We start from the raw sequence: 22,118 nt of genomic DNA, 5'->3' as shown, positions 1-22,118 counted from the left end.
ATGGCACGTAAAAAGCATGCAAGTGTAGATGATGAAGCACAAGTAGATATGACCCCGATGCTCGACATCGTGTTTATCATGCTTATCTTCTTTATTGTAACAACGTCGTTTATTAAGCCGTCTGGACTTGATTATAAGAAACCAGAAGCATCAACTGCGACACAACAAAAATCAGCCAACATCTTTATTGGTGTGAGTAAAACAGGTGTTATTAAGATGGAAAACCGTCAGGTTGACATCGAGCGAGTGACAGCAAACGTCGAGCGTATGCTGGCAGAAGCACCTGAAGCGGCTGTTTTGATTGAAGCAGACCAAGAAGCTGAACATGGTCTGGTCATTAAAGTCATGGATAGCGTTAAGAAAGCGGGAATAGATAAGATCTCGGTTTCAGCGGGGAAGGATTAATATGCTGAGAGGAATAGTATCACTCATTTTAGGTGCTGCTGTTACTTTCGCCCTGTTTGTTTTCATGGCCTTCTTGGTCGGTGGCGGCGCTAAACGCGCCGACACCAAAACTGATTCTCCTATTATCGAGATCAGTATGGATAAGCAGGATACGAAAGTTCAGGATAAGCCTAGGGTAAAACCTAAGCCACCAACGCCGCCAGAACAGCCACCTCTGCCGGATACTCCGCCACCAGATAGTTCATCTGACATAGATACTAATATGTCATTTAACATGGGTGGAGTTGCCGCAGGTAGTGCAAATACTGGATTTAAGCTTGGGAACATGATGACGCGCGATGGAGATGCAACTCCAATCGTTCGTATTGAACCACAGTATCCGATAGCTGCAGCACGTGATGGTAAAGAGGGTTGGGTACAACTTAGCTTTACTATTAATGAACTTGGTGGTGTTGAAGATGTCAAAATCATTAAGGCTGAACCTAAACGTCTCTTTAACAAAGAAGCTAGACGTGCACTGAAAAAGTGGAAGTACAAGCCTAAGATTGTTGATGGCAAAGCACTTAAACAACCAGGCATGACTGTTCAGCTAGATTTCACCTTAGATAAGGGAGGCAAATAAAGATGGCAAAAGTCAGTTTAAAAACGACAAGCATTGCGGCAGCTTTATTACTCTCTGTGGGTGGTAGTTTATCAATAGTGCCTTCAGTAAGCGCTGCAGAAAAATGTCCTATTGACCTTAGAAAGTCAAAAGCGGTAGGTCAAAGTGCAGCTAAAAAGGTCGGGAAGTCATTTGCAGCTTATCAAGAGGGAAATGTCGATGAAGCTATCGCCATTTTGCTTGAAGTTAATGCTAAGAATGACTTTGATAAGGCCTATATCGACCGTATGTTGGGTAACTTTTATGCTGAAAAATCTCAAATGGGAACAGCAATTAAGTATCTTAAAAAGGCGGTTGAAGCTGATATCTTAGGTGGTGTTGATCATGCTGCGACGGTTAGGCTTTATGCTGATCTTCTGATCCAGGAGAAGAAGTTTAAAGAGTCTATTCCTCAATACTACAAGTGGATGGAGTTTACCTGTAAACAGGATGCTCAAGTCTACCGCCGTATCGGTATTGCCTACTCTGAGCAGAAGAACTGGAAAAAAGTACTAGAAGTAGCCGATAAGGGACTTTCTATCTCTGATAAGCCTGATAAAGGTCTCTATCAGATGAAGTTAACGGCTTACTTTAACCAGAAAAACTACCCTGCTGCAGTGAAAGTACTTGAGACTATGGTCCCGCTTTTCCAAGACGATAAACGTCTTTGGGTTCAGCTAGCTCAGTTTTATTTGATGACTGAGGACTATACTAAGTCACTTGCAACTTATGATCTGGCTTATATGAATGGCTTTTTGGAGACTGCGGGTAACATCACTCGTTTGACTCAGCTTCTTGCACAAAAAGGGTCTTCATACCGAGCAGCTCAGATATTTGAGAAGCACTTAAAGTCTGGTTTGATTAAAGAGGATGAGAAAACACTCTCAATCCTTGCTGGTTTTTATCATAATGCTAAAGAGTTAAAAGAGGGCGCTTATTACTATGGTAAAGCTGCTGCTGTTAATAACAGCGGAAAGTTTTACTTAAAGCAAGCGCGTTTATTGACTCTTGAAGAGAAGTATAAATCAGCGATCCCAGTGCTTAAAAAGGCACTTGATGCTGGTGGTGTTAATGCTGGTGAAGTTCAATTTGAACTAGCATTGGCTTATCTTGGTACTAAGCAGTACAAAGCAGCTTATCAGCGTTGTAAGCTTGCAGCTAAAGATAAGAAAACCGCTCGCACAGCTAAGAGCTACTTAGCCTATATCGAAGAGAAGGCTCGTATTTACAAAGTACAATTATAAGTATTTGTAGATAAAGTCTAAAAAGCCCCGTAAGGGGCTTTTTTATTTACTGTAGCAACCTAAGATCTATATGTTTGCTTTGCTCCATCTCTAACTCATGAGTCAGCTTTTCTACATCTTGAAAAAGTAGTTCGATACTAAGATCTCTCTCAGGTAAACAGACACAAGCAGCAAGCTCAAAATCAACATGACTAGTGTGCTGCTTTCCATATTCTAAATTAAATGCCTCTATTTTTTGCTCTATTCGTTCAAGCACAACCTTAGTACCGTCCTCATTAATGTTAAATAATCCCAAGGCAAAATGATCATTATCCATTCTGGCGACAAGATCAGTTGTTCTGAGAATGGCTTCCTGAACCTGTTTCATAAAGAATTCAAGTAAATGAGGTTGCTTAACGGTTTCATGTATGTGCGGGCACAGATACAATAAGGCTAAACTTTGGTGTTCTCGAATATGGCGATGCCACTCTCGATTGAAGACCTCCATAAAGTAAGTCTGGTTATAGACGCCTGTTTCAGGATCTCTGAAACCTGAGTTTCGAAATGAATAGATCATTGGTTGACTCCTTTCCCATACCTACAGAGCTTTAAGGGGTAAATCGGACTTAAATTAGTATCTTTTGCTAATAAGTATAGAAAATAACACGTATTTGCACAGAATAAGAGAGAGATTAGGTAGATGAAGAAAACATTACTTGCGATTTCAATAGGTCTAGTTGTCAGTTTGACAGCCTGTTCCGATAGTGAACACAAAACAAATAATTCGGTTTCACCAGCGGTTGAGCCTGAATTGCAAGGGGGAGAGAAGGCATCCGTTCAAGATGCTCAGCAAGAAGCGCAGCAAGCCTACCTTGCTTTAGTCGATCAATTCTTTAAAGATAACCTTAAATTAGAGCCTATTATGGCTACCTTTGTCGGTGTGAATGACTATAACGATCAATTTGGTGGAGATCTGACAGAGGAGTATTTAAAAGCGCGTCATGATCTGAATACTCGTTACCTTAAACAGGTAGAAGAGATTGACCGTAGTCAACTCTCAGCTGAGCTACAACTTAGTTATGATATGTTTGCTTATAACAGAAACATCGCCTTGGTTGATGAGACCTTCCCGAATCGTTTTATGCCGATGAATCAATTTTATAGCACTGTGATCAGCATGGTTCAGCTCGGTAGCGGAGAGAGTGCTCAGCCCTTTAACACTGTAAAGGATTATCAGAATTGGGCTTCTCGCCTTTCAGGCTTTATCGCTTGGACTAAGCTTGCTCAGGTCCGTATGGATGAAGGAATTAAGAGTAAAGTTGTTTTACCGAGAGTATTAGTAGAGCGAATTATTCCTCAGCTTGAAGCTCAGCTCGTGAATAAGCCAAGCGACAGTCTTTTCTATGCGCCTATCAATAATCTTCCTGATAGCTTTACTCAAGTTCAAAAAGAGGAGTTAACTGCGCAATATACAGCTCTTATCCGTGATGAGCTGTTACCGGCGCTTACATCATTGAAGGAGTACTTTGCTACAACTTATCTTCCTGTCGCTAGGGGAACGGATGGTTGGTGGGGACTGCCCAATGGTAAGGTCTGGTATCAGCATCTAGCAAACTCGCATACGACCACCACTATGCCGGTTGATGAGATACATCAGATTGGACTCAGTGAAGTTAAGCGTATCCTATCCGAGATGGATAAAGTACGTGAGCAGGTTAAATTTGAGGGGGATTTAACGGCATTTTTTGCCTCACTCTCATCTGAGCCTCAATATTTCTTTACCGAGCGTCAAGGCTTGATTGACGGTTATATGGAGATAAAAGATAAAATAAACCTAGAGTTGCCTAAGTACTTTAACGTCATGCCAAAAGCTGACTATGTGGTTAAGCCTGTCGAGAGCTTCCGTGAGCAATCAGCTGCGGGTGCATCCTATGAGTCTCCAGCAGTCGATGGTTCTCGTCCAGGGGTATTTTATATCAACACATATAACCTTAAGGCTCAGCCAAAGTGGGGCATGACGACGCTCTCGCTACATGAAGCTGCGCCTGGCCATCATTTTCAAATAGCTATAAAACAGGAGTTAACAGGTGTACCTGAGTTCCAACGTTTTGGTGGTTACACCGCGTTTGAGGAGGGCTGGGCCCTGTATGCTGAGTACCTAGGCATTGAGATGGGACTATTTAGCGACCCATATCAGTATTTTGGTAAGTTATCAGATGAGATGCTCAGAGCGATGCGTCTGGTTGTGGATACAGGTTTGCACTCTAAAGGTTGGACACGTGAGCAAGCTATCCAATACATGAAAGATAACTCGCCGATGGCTGAGTCAGATATTGTAGCCGAAGTTGAGCGTTACATGGCTATTCCTGGTCAAGCCCTATCCTATAAAGTGGGTCAGCTTAAAATTCTATCTTTGAGAGCGGAGGCTGAAAAGGCTCTAGGGGATAAATTTGATTTAAAAGGGTTCCATGATCAAATTTTAACTTCAGGCTCACTCCCTATGGCGGTGATGGAGTCTAAAATTCACGATTGGATCGAAACGCAAAAATAGCACTGATTAAGTTATAACTTACACAGACTTTCATTTTTAGTGCTTTTTAAACCCAGCTTTTATCAATATACTGGCTGGGTTTATTTTTTAGATATCAATCCCGATTGTCACCGATACGGGACAAAATTAACGTTAGGAGTTTAATATGGTACAAGCTACAGCAAGACATCTGCTAGTGAGCAGCGAAGAGAAATGTGAAGCACTTAAGCAAGAGATCATGGGCGGTGCAGATTTTGCTGATGTAGCTAAAGCAAACTCATCATGCCCATCAGGTGCCCAAGGTGGCGATCTTGGCTCTTTCGGCCCTGGAATGATGGTTAAAGAGTTTGATGAAGTTGTATTCAGTGCGCCATTGAACGAAGTTCAAGGACCTGTAAAAACTCAGTTTGGTTACCACCTACTTGAAGTGACAAGTCGCGGTTAATTAAACTTTAAGGTTTCCTATTATGCTCGAACTCTATACAGACAGGTTGAGGTTAAGAACGCTCAAACGTGATGATATGCAAGATTTTTTACAAGTTCATCAAGATCCAGTGATAAATCAATACATCGCAGTACCTGAGTCTGAATCTGTGCTGCTTGAAAAGTTCGAGCATAAGTTAGCGCCTTGGCATTATGACTCAGGTGAGTGGTTAACACTTACCATCGAGGAGTTAGGCACCGATCGCTTTATCGGCTTTACTGGCCTGTACTGCTCAAACTTAACATTAGGGCATGCCGAAGTGGGTTACATGTTGGCAACGCAGGGCCAAGGTAGAGGTTATGCCAGCGAAAGCCTGCAAGCTGTCATCGACTGGGCGTGTTTACGTTTTGGTGTGCATAAGTTTATTGGTACTTGTGCTGCGGATAACCTTGCTTCGGGGCGAGTGCTTGAGAAAGCTGGCTTCAAATTAGAAGGTGTGCTCAGGCATAACTTTAAAATTAAGGAGCAGTGGATTGATGATAAGGTCTATGGCTTGCTAAGCGAAGAAAGATCGCTTTAAAAAACTGTCTGTAGTGCTATAAACCTCCTCTCTAGTGCTATACTCCCCCCAGAAATTTGATTAAAGGTAATACGTGTGACAGCACAAATTGAAACCTTGGCACTATTGCCAGGTGAAGAGTACATCGAACTCTATAAGGTATTAAAAGTCCAATCTATGATTGGTGGTGGCGGAGAAGCTAAGTTCGTTATCGGTGAAGGCATGGTGACGGTTGACGGTGTGGTTGAGACCCGTAAGCGTAAGAAGGTCAGAGCGGGTGAAGTGGTAGCCTTTAATGGTGAGTCAGTTCAAATCGTAGTAGCCCCTTAGTTTTGATTTTAGATGGAGTAAATAATGCAATTTCCAGATGATGATAACGGCAAAATGCTTGCCGCAATGAGCGAAGCTGGTATCGATCTGTCTAAGCAGCTTGATGTCGATTTCTTTCTTGTCTTTGAAGACCAAAGGGATGCGGAGTCGGCCACTGAGGAGTTGGCAGGTTCAGATCTTGAAGGTGAGATGGAGCTTCATTTAAATGATGAGCTAGGTAAGTGGGAGCTGATAGTTTGCATCAAGATGGTTCCTGAGTACCAAGCCATTGTCGATCAAGAGCTACAGCTAAATGGCTTTGCCGAAGAGTTTGGTGGTGCAACCGATGGCTGGGGGGTGATGCAGCATCAAGAGGGCGACGATGAGTTTGCCGATGATGAACATGAGTGCAGCGACAGCTGTAAGCATTAATCACTCTGTTGAGCATTTCAATTGTTAGCCACTGTGTGGTGTATGATTGGACTTTCAAGCTAAGCAATAAATGACTGATATTTGTATTAAGCCGCTATTTTAGTGGCTTTTTTTATGCCTGTAATTCATTATTAGACACAAAAATTAATTGCCACAGATGGAGAAGAGAATGGCAAAGCAGATAAGTTTTGGTACACCTGTTAATGATGCTGAGCGATGGGCGTTTTCGCTTCTGGCTGATGAGCTTCCGGAAAATTACATCTTGCTGACCAATGTGGAGATCCCGACAAAGTCTGGTCAAGCCATGGAGGTCGATGCGCTGGTAATAGGTGAGTGGGGTGTCTATGTTGTCGATGTTAAGGGCTATATTGGCCGTTTAGATGCGGGGTTACACGCCTGGTCGCTCGATGGACGTGAAGTCGATAATAGCTTAGCCAAAGCGAACTATGTCGCCCGTGTCCTTGCTGGAAACGTCAAGCATACCATTCCAATTGGTGTTTATGCCCCTTGGTGTCAAGGTATGGTGTTTGTAACAGGCCGAAAAGGTGAAGAGATTGAACTTGAGAAGCAGCAGGGTTCATTAAGTATCTACACGCCTAAACAGATAGTTGCTGCACTAACTAAAGAGTGGGGACTTACCGCGCCCCGAAGTCACCAAGTGACAGATGAGCAGAAAGAGCTCGTGCTACAAACCATAGGACAGGTGGCACTGGTTGAGCAGCGCAATAACAAGATACAAGACTTCACTAAGCTCAAATGTTTGTTTATTCAAAGTGGCTTAGAGGTGTGGCAAGCGGAGTACAACCCAGGTGATTGGACCGCACCTTGGCTGCTAAAAATACTGATCCCGACTCAGTTTGCCGATCAAGAGCAATCATTAACACACGAGCAGCAGTTAAGAGATGAGTTTAAGCGACTTCAAGCATTAACTGGCTGCAGCGGTGTACCCTATTGTGCGCCATTAATTCAAGACGGTGAGCAGTTAGTGCTTCCTATCCGCATGCCCCGTGGTGTGCCGCTAAACGTGCTTGAAATTGACAGCCTAACAACCTATCAACTGCTTGAGATCTTAAGACGTTCAGTTTCAGGATTACAGCAGATCCATCGACGTGGTTATACGGTAGGCGGTTGGACAAGTAACTGTTTATTCGTCTCAGATCTCGGTGACGTTGAATTTATCGATATTAAGGACAACCTTACCGATAATGAAGATATAAAAGCCTATGCAGAAGGGTTCCTACACCTAGCTTTGCAAACTAATCAGCCACGTATCTACCAGTGGTATCAGCAAGCAGCAAAAGGGGAAACCTTAGATGTTGATGGTTTAAGGTGTGACCTTTCAGCTCTAATTGATAACGGTGTATGTGATACCTTGCCTGAAAAACTAGATATCACAGTGGGCGCCATTATAGATCATCATTATCGACTCGAGCAGTTTATTGCGGCTACTCAAACGAGCCAGTTTTGGCGAGCGACCCACATTCAAGGTCAATTTAATTGTGGTGTTTCGGTTTACAGTAAAGTGGAGGCCAAATGGCCAACCTTAAGTAGCTTATATCGGAGCCTCTCTAAACTGCACCATCCTCATGTTGAAAAGGTGCTGGCGTTTGGGCAACTTCCTCAAAGTGAGGAGCTGTTTATTGCCAGAGCATGGGAGTATGGGGTGTCACTTGATGAGCTAACCAATATTGAGTTAGGTCAACCTGTGATGTGGTTTACTCAACTACTGTCGGCCTTGCAGTATATGCATCAGATGGATATCTATCATGGTGCCATCTGTCCGAAGAACATCATATGTAATCAAGAAAAAGCGATATTGGTTAACTTTGGGATTGGGCTGGATATTGCCACAAGCCATTACGCAAGTCAGTATGCCGACCCTCTACTGTGGGCGGCAGAGGGGGATGCGGAGAAAGATCTCTATGGGCTAGTCGCGAGCTTTATCGCCACCTTAACGCCGCTAAACTTGCAAGGAGATGGAGGACAAGCTGGCATTATCCACGCATTGAACTCTTTCGATAAAGAGTGGTTTGGTGAAAAAACCTTCGATACTTGCATGAAGGTCTTAAACTTTGAGTTTGATGCTGTCCCTGGGGCTAATTACCTTGAAGATTTCGATGTGGTCGACAGCTTAGTTTAAGAGGCTTGATTGCAAAAGATATTGAAAAGGAGGCCATTTGAGTCTCCTTTTTTTATGGTGACAAACTTATACTGATTGGTTTTAGACACTGCGATAAGGGGCGAATATCTCCAACAACCAATCGATAAAAGCCTGTGCTTTAAGAGGCAAATTCTGTGACTTCGGCGTGATCACATAATAGGTATATGGACTCGTAAAGCCTTCGTCAAAGGGGATCACTAGGCTACCATCGGCTAGCTCTTTTTCAATAAAAAAACGTGGAATGAGCGCAAGTCCCATTCCGCTTACTGCTGCTTGGCTCAGCATGTAGAAGTGCTCCATACCAAACTTCTTTTCAGTGGTTAAGGTTAAACCGACTTTGTCTGCCCAGTAGGGCCAAAGTTCAGGGCGCGTTGTGTGCTTCAGTAGTGTCATCTTGTTAATGTCATCTAAGCTGTGAAGCTCTTTCATCAGCAAGGGTGCGCAAACCAAACAGAGATCTTCATCCATTAATTTGAGGTAGTTAACCTCTTTTGGAGCTTGGGTTGCACTTCTGATGGCGATATCGCAGCGGCTCTGCTCAAAATTAACCGTAAAATCACCGATAGAGAGATCAACATAAAGATGAGGATAGCGCTTTTTAAACTCCTCCATACGTGGGATCAACCAGTTGATGGTAAGGCTAGGTAGTACATTAATTGATAAGGTCTGTGATTGCATCTGATGTGATTTTATCTCATCTGTTGCTGTTTTAATGGTCTGCAAAGCAGCCTGAATTTGTGGCAAGTATCGTTTGGCATCATCAGTGAGTGCTAACTTTCTATGTTGGCGAAGAAAAAGCGGAGTACCGAGATAACTCTCCAGCGCCTTAATCTGTTTACTTATGGCACCATGGGTGACAAAGAGCTCATCGGCAGCGTGCGAAAAACTCAAATGCCTTGACGCTGACTCAAAGGCAAGAAGTGCATTCAGTGGCGGAAACTCTGTGTGCATCTGCTGTGTCCAATCCGATTATTTATACGCTATATGTGAGAAAATCTCACTTTAAAATGAGAATAACTCCTTTGCGATCTCAGCGCAAACCAAGTCTAATGAGCTCACTTTTATTACTCTATTAGAGATGCATTTTTTATGGGCTTTGAACTCTCCTATGAGCTGGTTGCAATCTTGTTTGCTGTTGCCGTATTGGCAGGTTTTATCGACTCCATTGCCGGTGGCGGTGGTCTGTTAACCATTCCAGCATTGATGTGGGCGGGCCTGCCTCCTACGGCGGCTTTGGCCACCAACAAACTACAGGCCTGTGGTGGTAGTTTTTTTGCCAGCCTCTATTTCATCCGCAAAGGTATGGTGAAACTCAGCGACATGAAGTTAGCGATACTGTGTGCCTTTATCGGCTCAGCCATCGGCACTATCGCTGTGCAGCAGATAGATACTGCATTTTTAGAGGTGCTACTGCCATTTCTTATGTTGGCAATAGGTGGTTACTTTCTGTTTTCAAAAAAAATCAGTGAAGATGACAAGCACCAAGTGTTCGGTCCTGGTCTATTTGCCTTAACAGCCGCACTTGGAGTTGGTCTCTATGATGGTTTTTTTGGACCAGGAACTGGCAGTTTCTTTGCTCTCGCGTTTGTCTCTTTAGCTGGCTATGGACTGGCGAAGGCGACTGCTCATGCTAAGGTGCTCAACTTCTCTACCAATATTGCATCTCTTATCTTCTTTGCCCTAGGCGGCAAAGTATTCTGGCTCTTAGGTGGGATCATGCTTGTGGGCCAAGCTATTGGTGCGACACTAGGCTCTAAAATGGTACTGACTAAAGGCACAAAAATCATCAAACCTCTAGTGGTTACTATGTCAGTAGCCATGAGTGTTAAGTTACTTTCAAATCAGTATGATTTGTTTGCTTGGATTTAGATAAATAGTATCAATATTGGTGACTTTTAGAGGAGGACTTGATTCGTCGTTTTTTGAATTACTCGTATGCAGATTAATTAAGTGACAAAGTATTTTTGAATATAAACTCTTATGCAAAAAGGAAAATATATGCCTCATGTTGAAATAAAGTACTCTGATAATGTGGATATAGAAACTAGCCATATTTTTGATGTTGTAGAAAAAATTATTAATGATATGGATACGAGTGCAGGAGAATGCAAATCAAGAGCTTATCCATGTAGTCAATATAAATACCCTCATATACTTATCGTTATATCCTTGTTAACTAAGCCTCATCGCAACCAAGCGTTCACTCATATATTAAGTGAAAAGATATCAGAAGGAATAAAGAAACTGTTTAAACAAAGTCTGTATTTTTCACTGAGTATTGAATATAACTCAGCGAACTATATGACAGATATTCATCTTGTCGAGGGGGATAAATTACAAGGCATGGAAGATAATCTTATTAGTCAATAGGCTCCTCTATTAATTGAATTTATACGGGGAAAAATTATAAGGTAAACTTGGCTTTCTCATAGGAGCTTAGCCAAGTTTACTCCAGTAAAGAGGGATTATGCAGAGTAAGCCTTTATTACCTCTTCTGCGATAATCGCAATCCCATCTCGCATCTTGGCTTCATCTTGAACATAGTTCATGCGCAGGCATTGATGACTGTGATCCCACTTCTCCTCTGATTGCTCTTTCTGACCAAAGAAGAAATAATCACCGGGAACTATCAACACACCTCTCGCTTTTAATCGCTCATAGAGCTCCATGGTTGAGATTGGCAGCTCATCAAACCATAACCAGAGGAAGATAGCGCCTTCTGGCTTGTGGATTTTAAAACGGTTATCTGTGATAGATTCTTGCAGTAAAGAGACGGCAAACTTGGCTCTGTCTTGGTAAAAAGGCTTAATGACAGACTCGCTTAGTCGCAACAGGTCCCCAGAGTCAATCATATGTTTGGCGATAGCGGGGCCAAAGCCACCGGGTGCGAGGCTAATAATTCCATTTAAATTGGTCAGTGCTTGAGTGATCTCTTCATTGGCAATCACGATCCCGCAGCGAACGCCAGGTAACCCAAGTTTAGACAGGCTCATGCAAAGTATGGTGTTCTTATTCCAAAATGGCGTCACCTCCTCAAATATAATATTAGGGAAGGGAGTACCGTAAGCGTTATCGATGATTAGGGGGATGCCATTGTCCTGAGCAAGTTTATCGAGTTTAAATATCTCTGTGTCGGTCAGCACGTTGCCAGTCGGGTTTGTTGGTCTCGAGACGCAGATAGCGGCCACTGAATCATCAACTTCAAGGTGCTCAAAATCCACGTGGTATTTGAACATACGGTTATCTAAGTGTTCGATTTCAGGTCGGTAGGAGATAAAAATATCTTCATCGAGTCCGGCATCACTGTAGCCAATATATTCGGGGGCGAGTGGCAGAAGGATCTTTTTATGGCTGCCATCGATCTGTTTTCCCGCCAATAGATTAAACAGGTAGAAAAAAGCGCTTTGGCTGCCGTTAGTCAGGCTAATATTTTTCTCGCTAATATCCCAACCATATTGCTCTTTTAGAAGTGCTGCGAGTGCGGTAAGAAATGTATTCTTTCCTTGGGGGCCATCGTAGTTGCCTAAGGCTGATACCAGCTCGCCATTTTCTAACATATCGGCAGTTGCTTGATGAAAGTAATCCAGCATTTCAGGGATCGCACCTGGGTTACCGCCACCTAGCATAATGGCACCCGGAGTTCGCAGCCCCTTATTGAGATCATCCATTAAACGGGTAATACCTGAGTAACGATTAAACTTTTCACCAAACTTAGAAAACTGCATAACACCAAATACCTGAAAACCATAATGACTTGTGAATGCCTGTAGTATCAATTCTCAGTGATAAACGCACCCATTTTCTTACTTTTTAGTGACTAATTTCGATCTCATCAAGGTTTTGTCAACAAATAGCAGGATTAATGAACATATGTGTAATCATTATTTAGACAAGCATGAGTTTAGAATGAAAGCTTATAACACTTTATGATTGAAATTTGGGTCAATGAATTCACCAAGAGGCTTTAAACTTGTTATCTCCGCAGTTCTTTGTTCTTGTTAAAAAGGGTGAGTTTTCTTACTATACCCAAACAACTTCAGGGTGCAGAATTCAGCATGTCGAGAAGTGACAGAGTTCAAGGCATGAAATAGTAGGACTAGTTATTCTAATTCAATATTTCATAACACAGAAAAATGTTGCTTCTCGCTATGCCCTTCGGGAGTTCCCGTAGAATCGCTGCATTGCGTTAGTGATATCAACAAGGGAATAACCATTCTCCTCAATCACTGCCTTGTTCAGCTATCCTACGGGAGCTCTGAAACGAGCACCTTGAGGTAGCTTGGGTATAATCGAAACGGAAGTCTATTTTGACACTCTCGCGTATTCCCCCTCATTGTTAAACGAGAAAGCATGAAATTTATCCATACATCCGATTGGCATATTGGCCGTCAACTTCACAACCAAAGTTTGCTTGAAGATCAGCGTCATGTACTGGCGCAAATTGTCGAATTGGCAGTGACACATGAGGTCGATGGGGTGATCATCGCCGGTGATATCTATGACCGCTCAATTCCTCCTGCCAATGCGGTTGCTTTGCTCGATGAGGTGGTGAACCGTTTAGTCAATGAGTTGAAGATCCCTGTGATCATGATAGCGGGCAACCATGATGGTCATGAGCGTTTAGGTTTTGCTTCTAGGCAGATGAGAGAGAGCGGCTTGCATATTATCGGGCCGCTTAAACCCACACTGACTCCGATAGTGCTGAAAGGAAAAAGCGGTGATGCGGTGTTTTATGGTCTGCCCTATGCCGATCCTGCGACGGTACGTCACCTGTTTGAGTCTGATGTGAGCACCCATGAGCAGGCGATGGTAGAGCTGCTTCAACAGGTCCATAAGCATGATAGTCAAGGGCTACCTAAAGTGGTGATCAGCCACTGTTTCCTTGATGGTGGCAGTGAGTCTGAATCTGAGCGTCCCTTGAGTATTGGCGGCGCGGATAAAATATCACCTTCGCTGTTTACACCATTTAGCTACACGGCGCTGGGTCATCTTCATGGCCCTCAGTTTAAAGGGGAGCCGCAGGTTCGTTACTCGGGCTCTATTTTAAAATACTCCTTCAGTGAGCAACACCAGAAGAAGTCGGTGACCTTAGTTGAGCTGACAGCTGAAGGGGAGGCGAGCATCGAACTGTTACCGTTAACGGCGATGCGCGATGTGCGCATTATTGAAGGTGAACTCGATACCTTATTAGAGGAGGGGAAAGCGGATCTAAACCGCGATGATTACCTGATGGTTAGATTACTCGATAAGCGGGCGATTTTAGATCCCATGGGTAAACTCAGAGAGGTATACCCTAATGTGTTGCATCTGGAGCGAACCGGCTTAATGGCCAATAACAGCCAACTTGCTATTGGACGGGATCAGATTAAAAAGGGAGAGCTTGACATGTTTACTGACTTCTTCTCCCAAGTATCTGGTGAGCCTATGAGTGAAGCGCAACAAGCTGTGATGGTTGATGCCATCGATGAGCTACATAAGCAGGAGCGCACATCATGAGACCCCTTACGCTAGTGATGTCAGCATTTGGTCCCTTTGCCTCGATTCAAGAGGTCGATTTTTCAGCATTGGGGAGTAACCCACTCTTTTTAATCAATGGACCTACTGGTGCAGGTAAGACGACCATTTTAGATGCTATCTGTTTCGCTCTTTATGGTAAAACTACTGGTGATGAGCGCGAAGGTAGTCAGATGCGCTGCGATGTTGCCGATGATAATTTACTGACGGAGGTGACCTTTAGCTTTTACTTAGGTGAGGCGCAATATCGTATTCGTCGAGTGCCCGAGCAGGATAGGGCTAAAAAAAGTGGTGAAGGATTTACGGTGCAAAAGCCGGAGGCACAACTTTATCGCATAGAGCAAGATGGCACTGAACATCTGCTGGTGGCAAGTAAAGTCTCTGAGGCAACCGCTGAGATTGAGCAACTGACGGGCTTGGATGCTGATCAATTCCGTCAGGTGATGGTTCTTCCTCAGGGGAAATTTCGCGAGCTGTTAATGGCGGACTCGAAAGAGAGGGAAAAGATATTTAGTCAGCTGTTTCAGACGCAAATTTATCGCAAAATTGAAGACAAATTAAAGCAGCAAGCATCGACGATTAGAAATGATGTCAAAGAGCAGCGGGCAAGACGAGACGGCATTATGCAAAATGTCGAGCTTGAGTCTGATGAGGCGTTAAATAATGAGTTATCACAGCTAACGCCACAGCTTGAGCAAGCTTTAGCGAGTAAAGAGCAGGCTAAAACAGCATTGATAGAGGCTAATAAGCAGTTTGAGTCGGCTAAGTTGCTTATCAGTGATTTTGATCACCAAGCCAAATTACAGCAGACTGCAGCATTACTCGCCGAGCAGAAAGTCGATATCGGGCTGCGTCAATCCCGGATTGAAAATGGCCAAAAGGCGCAGCAGATAAAACCTGTGTTAGAGATGTCACAATCTCGAGAGTCGGAGATGCTTCAAGCATTGAGTCTTGTGACACAAGCTCAATCTGCCAAGTTACAAAGTGAGCAAGCTCTTACACTTGCCCAAACTAAGTTTAATACTTTGGAAAGTGAGGAGAGTAAGCTACAAAAAGCCCAGAGTGAAGAGATGGGCTTGACCCAGTTACGTCCTCAACTTCAAGGCCTAGACAATCTGCAAAGAGAGTTAAATCAAGCTTGTATTAACCTTGAGCAGGCAAAAGCGAAAGGGATAAAAGGTAAAGAGGCGTTAAGTGCGCTGCAACTTGAGAGAGCAACGGCTGAGCAGCAGGTTCCTCAACTTGAGCTGCAAGCTGCAGAGCAGCTGAATGCGCAGCAAGCGTTAACAGCCCATCAGGACACACTTGAGCGTTATCAGCAGTGGCAACTTGTTGCCATTAATGCCGATAAAACTCAGCAAGCGCTGTTGTTGGCTGAAGAGAAAGGCAAACAACTTCGTCTCGACGCTAAAGCAAAAGAGCATGATTTTGATCAGCTGCAACTTATCTGGCATCGTGGCCAAGTCAGTGTATTGGCACAAAAACTCAATCCAGGTGAGCCCTGTCCTGTATGCGGCAGTGCAGAACACCCCAGTCCCGCCTTTAGTGAGCAGTCATTGCCCACAGAGGAGCAGCTGGAGCTAAGCAAACAGGCGTGTGAAGCGGCAAATCAAGCGTTAAATCAAGTTATCTCCGACTACAAAGGGTTAAAAGCACAGCTGCAGGAGCAGGTGAAGTTAAGGGATGAATATCAATCTAGGCTAGGAGAGTGGTCGTCTCACTCGGCTGATTCATTACAGGCTCATCAGCAACAGTTGCAGCTTCAGGTCAATCAAGCTAATGAAGCGACCCAAACACTCACCAGGCTTAGGTTACAACTACAAGACTCTCAGTCGCGGGAACGGGCGCTACACAGTGAGCTTGAAGCCGAGCGAGAGCATTATCATGGGCTACAAAACAGTGCCTCTGAGCTTCAGGGTAAACTGGAGCAGGTGTTAAGGGGGATCCCAGAGCAATACCGCAGTTTAGAGCAGCTCGAGAGTGCTATAGCTCAAGTGAAGCAGACTCTTTTAGCACAGCAGCAGATAATTGATACCATTCGACGAGCCCACACCCAAGCCCTTGAGCAAGATGCGGCGCAGAAAGCCGCGTTGGCGTCGGCTCATTCAAGCTTTGAACAGGCAAAAATTCAAAGTGACAAATCACTGGCAGAGCTAAGCGATCACTTATCAGCGTCAGGTTTTAAGGATAAAGAGGCATTAACTCATGCTCTATTATCGAATGAAGAGTTGAAGCTGATTAGCGATGAGATAGCGCAATATCAGCAGAGTTGCATTGCTAATCAAATCTCCTTAAATCAACTTGATGAGAAGCTGGCCGGGCAAGTCAGACCTGAACTGACAGTGCTTGAAGCTGGCTTAACGGTAGCTCAGACGAAGCAGGGAGAAGCAGAAAACAGCTGGCAAACTCTGCAGAGCCGCGTGACGCAACTAACACAAACCCAGAAGCAGTTAAAAGAGGCAGATGCTCAGGCGAAGAAGCTTGAAGATGAGTACGCCATTATCGGCACACTATCGGATGTGGCCAATGGACAGACGGGCAATAAGATAAGCCTACAACGTTTCGTGTTAAGTGTGCTGCTTGATGATGTTCTGCTTGAGGCGAGTCAACGTCTGCAGCTGATGAGTAAAGGGCGCTACCGCTTAATACGTAAGGAGGATAGGGCGAAGGGAAATAAAGCTTCTGGTTTAGAGCTGGAAGTGGAGGATGCTTACACCTCTAAGGTGCGACCTGTGGCGACCTTAAGTGGCGGTGAGAGCTTTATGGCTGCATTGTCCATGGCATTAGGGCTCTCTGATGTTGTGCAGGCTTACGCTGGTGGGATTAAGCTAGATACGCTATTTATTGATGAAGGGTTTGGCAGTTTAGATCAAGACTCATTGGATCTTGCTATTCGCACCTTGATGGACCTGCAATCCGCCGGGCGTATGATTGGTGTTATCTCCCATGTTTCTGAGATGAAAGAGCAGATAGGCACTCGTATCGATATCCTTAAAACTGCGCTTGGTAGTAAGACGTCGATAGTACTGCCTTAATTGTCACTCCTGTTAGGCTCAGATTAGTGTCTATGCAATCTGAGCTTATTGGCATTTGTGCAGTTAAACAGTTTGTATCTTGGCTTTTTTTTGGTATAAATTAGGCTGCAAGTGCTTTTTTAAGCGCAATTACTTCATATTTTTACACTTGTAACTAAACCGCATGAGTCACCAAGGGGATTGTAAATAGTTTTGCAGTCGTAGGTGATGTTTTGATGTCAGGATTGCTCCGGTTTTATGTCAGTTAAGTTAAAAACATAATAAAGATAGATGGGGCTAAAGTTGCATACTCGTAGAACGTCATTTTTTAAGGTGCCACCGTTAAATTTTCTGGCAGCATCGTTTTCGCAAAAATCTAATTTTAATAAGAGATTGTTGTTAGGCGCAGGCTTGTTGATTGGCGCAGCCATACTCTGGCCTAGCCATCAAGAATCATTGCCTCAACGTGTTCCTGTCGAACTCGACATTGATGCTATTTTAGCGCAATTGACCCCTTCAACGCCTGTCGAGGCGCAGAGCAGTCAAGCTGATTATGTGAAGAGTATTGTCTCTGGCGATACCTTAAGCGGCCTGTTTGTGGATGCGGGCGTGGATCAGCAGAGCATGTACCATGTGCTTGAAGCGGATCTGGATGTACTGGCGCTGGATACATTGAAACCAGGGAATAAGATCAGTTTCTGGTTGGATGATAAAGGTGAGCTGCAAAAGTTAGAGCTCTATTTCTCTGCCGCTCGTCAGGTGGTATTTAGTCGTTTCGATGACGGTGATTATAAGGTTGATGAGATCAATATTGATGGGATCTGGCAAAATCGCACGGTTTCCGGAGATATTCAGGGATCTTTTTACCTCTCTGCGAAAAGAGCAGGTTTGAATGCTGCAGAGATCCAGCGTATCGAATCTCTGCTTAAAGAGAAGTTAAACTTCGCCAGAGATCTTAGGGCGGGTGATACATTCTCCGTTTTGATGAACGATCAGTTTATCGATGGCAATGCCACTGGATCCAGTGACATTTTGGGGATCACCATTCATCGTGGTCGTAGCGATATTAATGCATACCAAAACAGTGATGGTAATTTCTATGATGATCAGGGACGCAGCCTATCCCGTGCTTTTCAGCGAATTCCGTTACAGAAAAACTACCGTATCAGCTCTAACTTTAACCGCAATCGTCACCACCCTGTCACAGGGCGTGTTACCCATCATAATGGCACCGATTTTGCGACGCCCATAGGAACTAAAATTGTCGCCCCTGGTGATGGTATTGTCTCTTTAGTCACCAAACACAGGTTTGCAGGCACCTATGTGGTGATAGAGCATGGCAACAAGTACCGTACCCGTTATCTGCATCTGTCAAAGGCGTTAGTGCATAAAGGGCAGAGGGTCTCTCGGGGACAGGTGATTGCGTTATCGGGCAACACTGGCCGAGTAACTGGGCCTCACCTTCACTATGAGTTCCACGTTAATGGCCGACCAGTTAATCCGATGAAAGCCAATATTCCGATGGCAAGTAAGCTGTCGAGTAAAGAGATGAGTGAGTTTCAGCAACTCGTCAAGGTTCGTCAGATGATGATGGGCATGAGTTAACAGTTATACCGATTGGTATTATTATCATACTTATCAATTTCATAAAAAATGCCAGCAGTTGCTGGCATTTTTGTATACGGAAGCACTTGTCCTTGATCGTAAGGACAGTGATGGAAGGACTTTATATCTGGAATTATTGCCCCTTGAAAAAGAACTAAAGATAGGGATTTTCGTGGTGATCGATTTGAGTTAATAGTAGGCGCAGATCGAACTCCAGCTGATGATAGTCCCCCTCCATATGGCAGCAAAGTTGATAAAAAGCTTTGTTATGCTCCTTCTCTTTCAGATGGGCTAACTCATGGACCACCAACATACGCAGAAATGGCTCAGGTACCCGCTTTAATCGTGACGATATGCGGATCTCATTTTTGGCTTTTGTCTTACTTCCCTGCACACGAGAGATATAGGAGTGTAGCCCTAGTGCGTGGTGGCTTAAACTAATCTTATCATCGAAGAGTACCTTCGACAGGGGCTGTGACTTACGCAGATACTGGTTCTTAATTGCCATGGTGTAATCATACAGCGCCTTATCGGTACGGATCTCGTGCGCTTTAGGGTAGCGTTTGAGTAGCACCTGTTTAAGCTTATTGCTGCTGAGTAGGCTTGCAACCTGATCTTGTATCTCTTGCTGGTAGCCAGTGAGGTATTTGAGTGGAGTCATAGTGAAAATCGAATGGCAGAGCTTTAAGGAGCAAAATTGCGAGCCTAGTATAGAGCAAGGCTCGCATTGTGTTTTAGCTAGGCTTAAACATTATCCCAAACATTGAAGATATGTTGGTTGTGATAGGCATAAGCCACATCAAATGCAGGCTTTTGAAAGCGCTTAAGCTCTAAACCGTCAAAATCAACCATAGGTGGGTTACGTTTTAGGCGCTCTTTGACAGTGACTGGCGACATTAAGATCACTGGAATGTCGAGTAGTTGAATGGCTGCTTCGGCTTTAAAGCTGGTGGCACTGCCTGCCAACTTACCTTTCTGTTCGCGAGAGATAACGACGACTTTATCAACGCTGTAATCTTGCATTAGCTTACCGAATGCAAAGTGGAAATCACGAATAGAATCAGTTGATTCAGAATGTGAAATAACAAATGATTGTTGGCGACAATCAGGCACGTTAAAAGTCTCACCTTCATAGCTCAACAAGCAGATAATGGCTTCGCCACCTTTTAATTCAACGCCACAAACTCTCATGTTACACCTTAAAAAAAACAATATTGTGCGTATTGTACAGTGAAATCTTGTTAGGGTCAGCGTTTAGATTTCGTTGAAGGCTAAATCCAGTAAATAAAATTAAAAAGTGCGACTTCTGAAATTAAGCGATAGGTTTAAAGGTCTTTTCTTCAAGAGAGAATACGAGGAAGGGAAATAGATGAACAATCACCTTTATGGCTATCTATTAGCTGTTTTATTGCTTTTTTTATCGGGTTGTACCAGTTTAACTAAGCATCCTGTGTATGTTGAGGATGGAGTTGCAATTAATGGCTATGATGTTGTTGCCTACTTTGTTGAGAACGCGCCAGTAAAGGGGAGTGAGCAGTTTACCAGTGAGTATGGCGAGGTGTTGTGGCGCTTTAGCTCTGCAGATAATCAAGCCAAATTTGAAGATGAACCAACGCAATATCTGCCGCAATATGGCGGATATTGTGCTTATGCTATGTCACACGGTTTCGTGGTTGATACGGTACCCGAAGCCTTCAGCGTCATTAACGGCAACTTGTACCTGAATTACAGTTTAGGTGTTAGAGAAACTTGGCTCGAAGACACAGATAGGTTCATTGAAGAAGCCGATAGGCAGTGGGTTAAGAAGCTGGCGAAATAGATGCTCGCAATAAAAAAGCCCTGCCGCAATTTACTGCGATAGGGCTTTTTACTGCTCACTTATGTGGCATTAATCTTCCGGTGTATCCTGAAGCTTAGATTTAGGTTTTCTTAGCATAGGCGCATCACCGATATCGATACCTGTGATAAAGCGTTTATCTTTAACGACTTTAGCCTTAGGTTTGGCATTTTTCTGCTTGGTAGAGGCTTTAGTTCGTTTCGGCTTAACAGCCGATTTTTTACCCGCTTTAGGTTTGTCTTTCAGACCGGTAAACTTAGCTTTAAGGCCTTCTATCGTACTGAACTCGAAAGTTTTACTTAAGAACTTCTGAACCTGTTTAAAGTTAACCCAATCTTTAGGACCGACCAATGAGATGGCGTCGCCCTTAGCTCCTGCACGGGCAGTACGGCCAATTCTGTGTACGTACTCTTCGGCAAACTTAGGCATATCGAAGTTGATCACCAAAGAGACATTAAGCAGATCAAGCCCACGGGATGCGACATCTGTGGTGACCAGAATATCCTGCATGCCACGGCTAAATTGATCCATTATCTGATTACGAGCGCTTTGATTCAAATCGCCACTGAGTGAAGCGGTATTAAAGCCCTCTTCGGCCAACTTCTTCGCTAATCTATCGGTATCTTGGCGAGTGGCGGTAAAGATGATGACCTGCTTCTGCTCACCGCCCTTAAGAATACTTTGTAATAGGGCTTCTTTATGATCTAAGTGATCGCACAGGTAGATTTTCTGGGTAATATCTTGGTTTTCAATATTACTTGCACCCACAGCCACATGCTTTGGATCTTTTAGTAACTCGGAAGCAATCTCATTAATCTCATTGTGATTAAGGGTCGCTGAGAACATCAGGGTCTGGCGACGTTTATGATCCGCTGCGGCGTTGATCGCTTTAAGTTGGTCGGCAAAACCTAAGTCCAGCATACGGTCTGCTTCATCAAGGATAAGCAGTTCTAAGCCGTTTAAGTGAAAGTGATGTTGCGCTAAGTGATCGGCTAGGCGACCAGGTGTTGCAACCACAAAGTGTGGATCTCTGGCTAACGCCTTGGCTTGGTCATTGAAGTTCTCACCACCGAGAATTTTAAGCGCCTTATATTGTGTGTTAGCCACTAACAGACGAAGTTGGCTATAGACCTGATTGGCAAGTTCACGGGTCGGCAGCAAAATGAGGACTCTTGGGTCACGTTTACTGAGCGCCTTAGTTGAAATGATCCTCTGCATTGCCGGCAGTAAAAACGCTAAGGTTTTACCTGAACCTGTTTTTGATGACGCCATCAGGTCTTTTCCTGACAGTCCGACAGGGATTGCCATCTCCTGGATCTCTGTAGGTGTCGTGATACCCATATGACTGAGACTTTGTAACAGGCGTGCGTCCAGGGAAAATTCGGTAAATTGCAAAGGTGTGCTCCAAGATTAGTTCGACCGAGCATTATAACCTAAGTTTATCTTGTTGAGCCATAGAGAAGCG

At 44.0% G+C, this 22,118-nt stretch carries 21 protein-coding genes; 15 read left to right on the top strand and 6 right to left on the bottom strand.

Features of this window, described 5'->3' with window-relative positions; genetic code table 11:
• Genes K0625_RS01170 through K0625_RS01160 form a run of 3 tightly spaced genes read left to right on the top strand, consistent with a single transcriptional unit; the run spans position 1 to position 2,289 of the window.
• The gene (locus K0625_RS01170) at positions 1-405 is read left to right on the top strand and encodes an ExbD/TolR family protein (protein WP_220107983.1); all 405 of its coding nucleotides are present in this window, start codon (positions 1-3) and stop codon (positions 403-405) included.
• A gap of 1 nt (position 406) precedes the next feature.
• Entirely contained in the window at positions 407-1,027 is a 621-nt protein-coding gene (locus K0625_RS01165) for an energy transducer TonB (RefSeq protein WP_012325682.1), read from the top strand.
• Between the two features lie 2 nt (positions 1,028-1,029).
• Positions 1,030-2,289, top strand: coding sequence for a tetratricopeptide repeat protein (locus K0625_RS01160; RefSeq protein ID WP_012325681.1), 1,260 nt, complete (start codon positions 1,030-1,032; stop codon positions 2,287-2,289).
• A 46-nt stretch (positions 2,290-2,335) separates the two neighbouring features.
• On the opposite strand, the gene K0625_RS01155 is transcribed toward K0625_RS01160, so the two are convergent.
• Positions 2,336-2,845, bottom strand: coding sequence for a diguanylate cyclase domain-containing protein (locus K0625_RS01155; protein ID WP_220107982.1), 510 nt, complete (start codon positions 2,843-2,845; stop codon positions 2,336-2,338).
• Positions 2,846-2,968: 123 nt separating this feature from the next.
• On the opposite strand from K0625_RS01155, the gene K0625_RS01150 reads away from it, so the two are divergent.
• The 6 genes from K0625_RS01150 (at position 2,969) to K0625_RS01125 (ending at position 8,662) form a co-directional block, all read left to right on the top strand.
• Complete coding sequence (locus K0625_RS01150; protein ID WP_220107981.1) at positions 2,969-4,819, top strand: DUF885 domain-containing protein; 1,851 nt, start codon at positions 2,969-2,971, stop codon at positions 4,817-4,819.
• 145 nt (positions 4,820-4,964) lie between these two features.
• Positions 4,965-5,243, top strand: a complete 279-nt coding sequence (locus K0625_RS01145) for a peptidylprolyl isomerase (RefSeq protein ID WP_012325678.1) — start codon at positions 4,965-4,967, stop codon at positions 5,241-5,243.
• Between the two features lie 22 nt (positions 5,244-5,265).
• Positions 5,266-5,802, top strand: a complete 537-nt coding sequence (locus K0625_RS01140) for a GNAT family N-acetyltransferase (RefSeq protein WP_220107980.1) — start codon at positions 5,266-5,268, stop codon at positions 5,800-5,802.
• Positions 5,803-5,877: 75 nt separating this feature from the next.
• The gene (locus K0625_RS01135) at positions 5,878-6,111 is read left to right on the top strand and encodes an RNA-binding S4 domain-containing protein (protein ID WP_220107979.1); all 234 of its coding nucleotides are present in this window, start codon (positions 5,878-5,880) and stop codon (positions 6,109-6,111) included.
• A gap of 24 nt (positions 6,112-6,135) precedes the next feature.
• Complete coding sequence (locus K0625_RS01130; RefSeq protein ID WP_220107978.1) at positions 6,136-6,522, top strand: ribonuclease E inhibitor RraB; 387 nt, start codon at positions 6,136-6,138, stop codon at positions 6,520-6,522.
• Between the two features lie 169 nt (positions 6,523-6,691).
• Positions 6,692-8,662, top strand: coding sequence for an NERD domain-containing protein kinase family protein (locus tag K0625_RS01125; RefSeq protein WP_220107977.1), 1,971 nt, complete (start codon positions 6,692-6,694; stop codon positions 8,660-8,662).
• Positions 8,663-8,743: 81 nt separating this feature from the next.
• Here the strand turns inward: K0625_RS01125 and gcvA are convergent, their stop codons facing one another.
• Entirely contained in the window at positions 8,744-9,634 is an 891-nt protein-coding gene (gene gcvA, locus K0625_RS01120; RefSeq protein ID WP_220107976.1) for a transcriptional regulator GcvA, read from the bottom strand.
• A 138-nt stretch (positions 9,635-9,772) separates the two neighbouring features.
• On the opposite strand from gcvA, the gene K0625_RS01115 reads away from it, so the two are divergent.
• Together K0625_RS01115 and K0625_RS01110 are read left to right on the top strand one after the other, a co-directional pair.
• Positions 9,773-10,552 (top strand): TSUP family transporter, encoded by a 780-nt coding sequence (locus K0625_RS01115; protein ID WP_220107975.1) that lies wholly within the window; start codon positions 9,773-9,775, stop codon positions 10,550-10,552.
• A 129-nt stretch (positions 10,553-10,681) separates the two neighbouring features.
• The gene (locus tag K0625_RS01110) at positions 10,682-11,053 is read left to right on the top strand and encodes a tautomerase family protein (RefSeq protein WP_220107974.1); all 372 of its coding nucleotides are present in this window, start codon (positions 10,682-10,684) and stop codon (positions 11,051-11,053) included.
• A 95-nt stretch (positions 11,054-11,148) separates the two neighbouring features.
• Here the strand turns inward: K0625_RS01110 and K0625_RS01105 are convergent, their stop codons facing one another.
• Positions 11,149-12,408 (bottom strand): valine--pyruvate transaminase, encoded by a 1,260-nt coding sequence (locus K0625_RS01105; protein WP_220107973.1) that lies wholly within the window; start codon positions 12,406-12,408, stop codon positions 11,149-11,151.
• 625 nt (positions 12,409-13,033) lie between these two features.
• Here K0625_RS01105 and K0625_RS01100 point away from each other — a divergent pair.
• From K0625_RS01100 to K0625_RS01090, 3 genes are all read left to right on the top strand, one after another.
• Positions 13,034-14,179: an exonuclease SbcCD subunit D gene (locus K0625_RS01100; RefSeq protein ID WP_220107972.1), complete on the top strand. Its 1,146-nt coding sequence runs from the start codon at positions 13,034-13,036 to the stop codon at positions 14,177-14,179.
• Positions 14,176-17,232, top strand: a complete 3,057-nt coding sequence (locus K0625_RS01095) for an AAA family ATPase (protein ID WP_220107971.1) — start codon at positions 14,176-14,178, stop codon at positions 17,230-17,232. Before K0625_RS01100 ends, K0625_RS01095 begins: the two co-directional genes overlap by 4 nt.
• A gap of 270 nt (positions 17,233-17,502) precedes the next feature.
• Positions 17,503-18,816 (top strand): peptidoglycan DD-metalloendopeptidase family protein, encoded by a 1,314-nt coding sequence (locus tag K0625_RS01090; protein ID WP_232846866.1) that lies wholly within the window; start codon positions 17,503-17,505, stop codon positions 18,814-18,816.
• Between the two features lie 154 nt (positions 18,817-18,970).
• Here the strand turns inward: K0625_RS01090 and K0625_RS01085 are convergent, their stop codons facing one another.
• Together K0625_RS01085 and K0625_RS01080 are read right to left on the bottom strand one after the other, a co-directional pair.
• Positions 18,971-19,477 (bottom strand): M48 metallopeptidase family protein, encoded by a 507-nt coding sequence (locus tag K0625_RS01085; protein WP_220107970.1) that lies wholly within the window; start codon positions 19,475-19,477, stop codon positions 18,971-18,973.
• Between the two features lie 83 nt (positions 19,478-19,560).
• Positions 19,561-20,007: a DUF3010 family protein gene (locus tag K0625_RS01080; protein WP_012325662.1), complete on the bottom strand. Its 447-nt coding sequence runs from the start codon at positions 20,005-20,007 to the stop codon at positions 19,561-19,563.
• Between the two features lie 178 nt (positions 20,008-20,185).
• Between K0625_RS01080 and K0625_RS01075 the strand changes: the two genes are divergently transcribed.
• Complete coding sequence (locus K0625_RS01075; RefSeq protein WP_220107969.1) at positions 20,186-20,635, top strand: YHS domain-containing (seleno)protein; 450 nt, start codon at positions 20,186-20,188, stop codon at positions 20,633-20,635.
• A gap of 69 nt (positions 20,636-20,704) precedes the next feature.
• On the opposite strand, the gene K0625_RS01070 is transcribed toward K0625_RS01075, so the two are convergent.
• Entirely contained in the window at positions 20,705-22,048 is a 1,344-nt protein-coding gene (locus K0625_RS01070; protein WP_220107968.1) for a DEAD/DEAH box helicase, read from the bottom strand.
• Positions 22,049-22,118 lie beyond the last annotated feature (70 nt).

The sequence above is a fragment of the Shewanella nanhaiensis genome, assembly GCF_019457885.1.
GTDB lineage: Bacteria > Pseudomonadota > Gammaproteobacteria > Enterobacterales > Shewanellaceae > Shewanella > Shewanella nanhaiensis.
This window is presented reverse-complemented; position numbering and strand designations above follow the sequence as displayed.